The organism is Mesorhizobium sp. M7A.F.Ca.AU.001.01.1.1, assembly GCF_004022735.1.
GTDB classification, from domain to species: Bacteria; Pseudomonadota; Alphaproteobacteria; order Rhizobiales; family Rhizobiaceae; genus Mesorhizobium; species Mesorhizobium ciceri.
This window is the reverse complement of sequence record NZ_RZPF01000597.1, coordinates 1-4177: the sequence shown is the minus strand read 5'-3', so window position 1 is coordinate 4177 and position 4177 is coordinate 1. Positions and strand designations below refer to the sequence as shown.

The 4177-nt window shown below is 64.6% G+C and carries 2 protein-coding genes and 1 pseudogene; 1 reads left to right on the top strand and 2 read right to left on the bottom strand.

The window, feature by feature from the left end; genetic code table 11:
* Nucleotides 1-2795: bifunctional proline dehydrogenase/L-glutamate gamma-semialdehyde dehydrogenase PutA (gene putA, locus EN884_RS27925; protein WP_128360852.1), on the bottom strand; the 2795-nt coding region annotated here is incomplete at its 3' end.
* A 163-nt stretch (nucleotides 2796-2958) separates the two neighbouring features.
* Here putA and EN884_RS27920 point away from each other — a divergent pair.
* Entirely contained in the window at nucleotides 2959-3411 is a 453-nt protein-coding gene (locus EN884_RS27920; RefSeq protein ID WP_013531233.1) for an Lrp/AsnC ligand binding domain-containing protein, read from the top strand.
* Between the two features lies 1 nt (nucleotide 3412).
* On the opposite strand, the pseudogene EN884_RS27915 reads toward EN884_RS27920, so the two are convergent.
* Nucleotides 3413-4177 (bottom strand): annotated as a pseudogene (locus EN884_RS27915) (c-type cytochrome); the annotation flags it as partial.

Sequence of the window (4177 nt, the reverse complement as noted above, 5' to 3'; positions counted from 1 at the left end):
CCATAACCCTTGCGGTTGATGGCGGCGATGACGGCGTCGATCTGGTCGGCGTCGAAACTGGCGACATGCAGCACCGGCCCGAACACCTCGCGCTCCATGTCCTCGATACCCTTGACCCGGAAGACATGCGGCGCGACGAAGCGACCTTCCCTGGGCGCCTCGAGCTTGGCGATCAGCCTGCCCTGCAGGCCCATCTTCGTGCAATACTCGCGGATCGAGCTTTGCGCCTCGTCGTCGATAACCGGGCCGACATCGGTCGAAATCCGCCAGGGATCGCCGACGTTGAGCGCCTCCATGGCGCCCTTCAGCATCTCCAGCATCTTCTTCTCGACGTCCTTCTGCACGTAGAGTACGCGCAGCGCCGAGCAGCGCTGGCCGGCACTCTGGAAGGCGGAGGCGAGGATATCGCGCACCGCCTGTTCGGGCAGCGCGGTGGAATCGACGATCATGGCGTTGAGGCCGCCGGTCTCGGCGATCAGCATGGCGTCGGGCGCGGCCGTCCCGGCCAGCTGCTTCTCGATCAGCTTGGCAACCTCGGTCGAACCTGTGAAGCAGACGCCAGCGATGCGCGGATCGGCGGTGAGCGGCCCGCCGACCGATGGGCCGTCGCCAGGGAGCAACTGGATGACGTCTTCCGGCACGCCGGCCTCGCGCAGCAGTTCGACGGCGCGGAAGGCGATCAGCGGCGTCTGCTCGGCCGGCTTGGCGATCACCGAATTGCCGGTAACGAGCGCTGCCGCGATCTGGCCGGTGAAGATGGCGAGCGGGAAATTCCACGGCGAAATGCAGACGATGGCGCCGCGCGCTTGCGTGCCCACCTCGGCATTGGCCGCCTCGGTGGCGTAGTAGCGCAGGAAGTCGACCGCTTCGCGCACCTCGGCGACGCCGTCGGCCAGCGATTTGCCGGCCTCGCGGGTGGCGAGTGCAAAGAACTCGACGGCATTGGCCTCATAGAGATCGGCGGCCCGGTTGAGGATGGCGGCGCGCTCGGCGACGGGACGCTTCGCCCAGGCCGGTTGCGCTTCCACCGCGAAGCGCACGGCGGTCGCGACTTGCTTGGCAGCTGCTTCGCTGACCGTGCCGACCACTTCGGAAGGCTTTGCCGGGTTGACGATCGGACGCTGCTTGCCATAGCCGGCGGCCCGCGTAATCGGCTTGGCATGCCAGCGATCCGGCCCGGCGAAGGCCGCCCTGGCCTTGTCGATCGCCGCCAGCGTCACCGTGTCGGTGATGTCGAATCCTTTCGAATTGCGACGCCCGGCTCCAAAAATCTGGGAAGGCCGGGCAATCGCCGGATTGGCTGCCGGACCCTGGCTTTCGACCGTCTCGAGCGGATCGCGCGCAATGTCCTCCGGCTCGACATCCTCATCGGTCAGCTGGTGCACGAAGGAGGAGTTGGCGCCGTTCTCCAGCAGCCGGCGCACCAGATAGGCCAGCAGATCGGAATGCGCTCCGACCGGTGCATAGATACGGCAGCGCGTGCCTTCGGACCGTCGCACCGTCTCGTGCAGCGCCTCGCCCATGCCGTGCAGGCGCTGGAACTCGAAGGAATCGCGGTTATTATCAGCCATCGACAGGATGGCGGCGACGGTGTGGGCATTGTGGGTGGCGTACTGCGGGTAGATGCGGTCGGTCATGCCAAGCAGCTTCTTGGCGCAAGCCATGTAGGAGACGTCGGTGTTGGCCTTGCGGGTGAAGACGGGATAGCCGGTGAGTCCCAACGTCTGCCCCCGCTTGATCTCGGTGTCCCAATAGGCGCCCTTGACCAGCCGAACCATGATGTTGCGGTCGTATTTCTTGGCCAGCGCATAGAGCCAGTCGATGGCGAAGGCCGCGCGTGGCCCATACGCCTGCACCACCACGCCAAACCCGTTCCAGCCGGCAAGTTCCGGCTCGGCCAGCACCCGCTCGATGACGTCGAGCGATAGATCGAGGCGGTCGGCCTCCTCGGCATCGATGTTGAGACCCATGCGCGAATGGCGCGCGGCCAGCGCCAGCGACAAAAGCCGCTCGGCCATCACAGGCAGCATCTCGTCCTTCTGCGCCACCTCGTAACGCGGATGCAGCGCCGAAAGCTTGACCGAGATGCCGTGGTTCTGCCTGATGTCAGGACCGTTGGAGCCGGAATCGAGCGACGAAATCGCGTCAGCATAGGCCTTGTGATAGCGCAAGGCGTCGGCCTCGGTGCGGGCCGCCTCGCCCAGCATGTCGAAAGAATAGAGATAACCCTTCTGGGTCATCGGCCGGCCGCGCTTGACGGCTTCAGTGATGGTGCGGCCGAGCACGAACTGCTCGCCCATCTCGCGCATGGCGGCGGCCACCGCCTTGCGGATGACCGGCTCGCCCAGCCGCCGCACCATAGAACGCAGCGTGCCCTCGATGCCGCCCTCGCCTTCGTCGAGGACGCGGCCGGTCAGCATCAGCGCCCAGGTCGAGGCGTTGACGAAGATGGAGCTCGAACCGCCCGAATGCGCCGACCAGTCGTGCGGCGCGATCTTGTCGGCGATGAGGTCGTCCATCGTCTCGGTATCGGGCACGCGCAGCAGTGCCTCGGCCAGGCACATCAGCGCCACGCCTTCCTTGGTGGAGAGACCGTACGCGGAGAGGAAGACTTCCATCAGCCTTGGATCCGACGAGCCGCGCACCGCGCGCACCAGATCGGCGGCGCGAGCCGAGATCGCCTTGCGGTCTTTCCCGGAGAGCCCCGTCGCCTCGGCAAGCCGCTTCACGGCCTCGTCTTCGTCGGGCAGGTAGTTGGCGCGGATCTGCTGGCGGATGGCATCGAGCGCTGGCATGGCGGTCCCGTGGATCGAGCAAAGGGGATCGGGCCGGCGGTCACCGGACCGAATGGCGCAAGCTAGCACAAGTGCAAAATTTCGGCCGGTCCAAAGAAATCGACATTGCAGGTCATTCGATCTATCCTAGCGGCATATAATTGACATTTGGACTGCGATTTCGATGACAGAAGACCAATTGGACCGCATAGATCGGAATATCCTGGCCGCACTTGCAAGCGATGGCCGGCTTTCCATGTCAGAACTAGCCGCAAAGGTCGGCCTGTCGAAGACGCCGGTGCAGGCGCGGGTGAAGCGGCTTGAGAAGGACGGCTATATCAGAGGCTACCAGGCGATCGTCGACCGCGAGCGCATGGGCGAAGGCCATGTCGCATTCGTCCAGGTGAAATTGTCCGACACCAGATCCGCCGCGCTCGACGCCTTCAACCGGTCCGTACAGGCTGTGCCGGAGATCGAACAGTGCCACATGATGGCATCGAGCTTCGATTATCTGCTGAAAGTCCGCACCAGGGACATCGCCGCCTACCGCCGCGTCCTCGGCGAGCGCATCTCGGCCCTGCCCCATGTCGCCCAGACCTCGACCTTTGTGGCGATGGAGACCGTGAAGGATCGGTAGATCACTCCGAAAGCGTCTTCAAGAACGCCACCAGAGCAGCGCGTTCTCGGTCTGAAAGCTCCAACGGGTGAACCTCTGATACCCCTTCGACGCTGGGCGCGGCCTTCGCATAGTGCGCCACGACCTCGTCGAGCGACGAAAACTGCCCGGCATGCATATAGGGCGGTCGCGTTGCCGCACCGCGCAGAGACGGCGTCTTGTAGGCGCGGATGAGTTGTGGCGCATTCTTGACCATGAAGCGCAGTTCGCCGCAGGCGGCAACCTCGCCGTCCCGATAGGCGCCAAGGCAGTTGAACGGGTCGGCCTCGACTTGGTGCACGGCATCGATGCGGCCGCGATCCGGCGGCAGGCCCGCAACAGGCGGCACGCCGGTGTTGTGAAAGCTGTTGTCGGTGAAGCGCGGGCCGTTGTGACAGGTCACGCAATTGGCCTTGCCGATGAACAGTTTAAGCCCAAGGATTTCTTGTTTGGAAAAGACAGCATCGCCCTTCGGCTCGGCACCGGTGGCGAGGTCCAGCGCAAAGCGGTCGAAGCGCGCTGGCGTGGGCGCGATCGAGCGTTCGAAGGCGGCAATCGCCTTGCCGATATTGACGAAGACACCGTTGATGGCGTCGCGCTGCGCGCTGCTCATGGCATTCCAGGCTGCTTTCTCGGCATCGTTTCCAAGTGGGCTGGCATTCAACGGCATGCCGGAAAAATCGGGCAGCGGCCCAAAAATGCGCTCATAGCGCTCGCCGAAGCGCGCCTTGATGTAATGCGCGTAGGC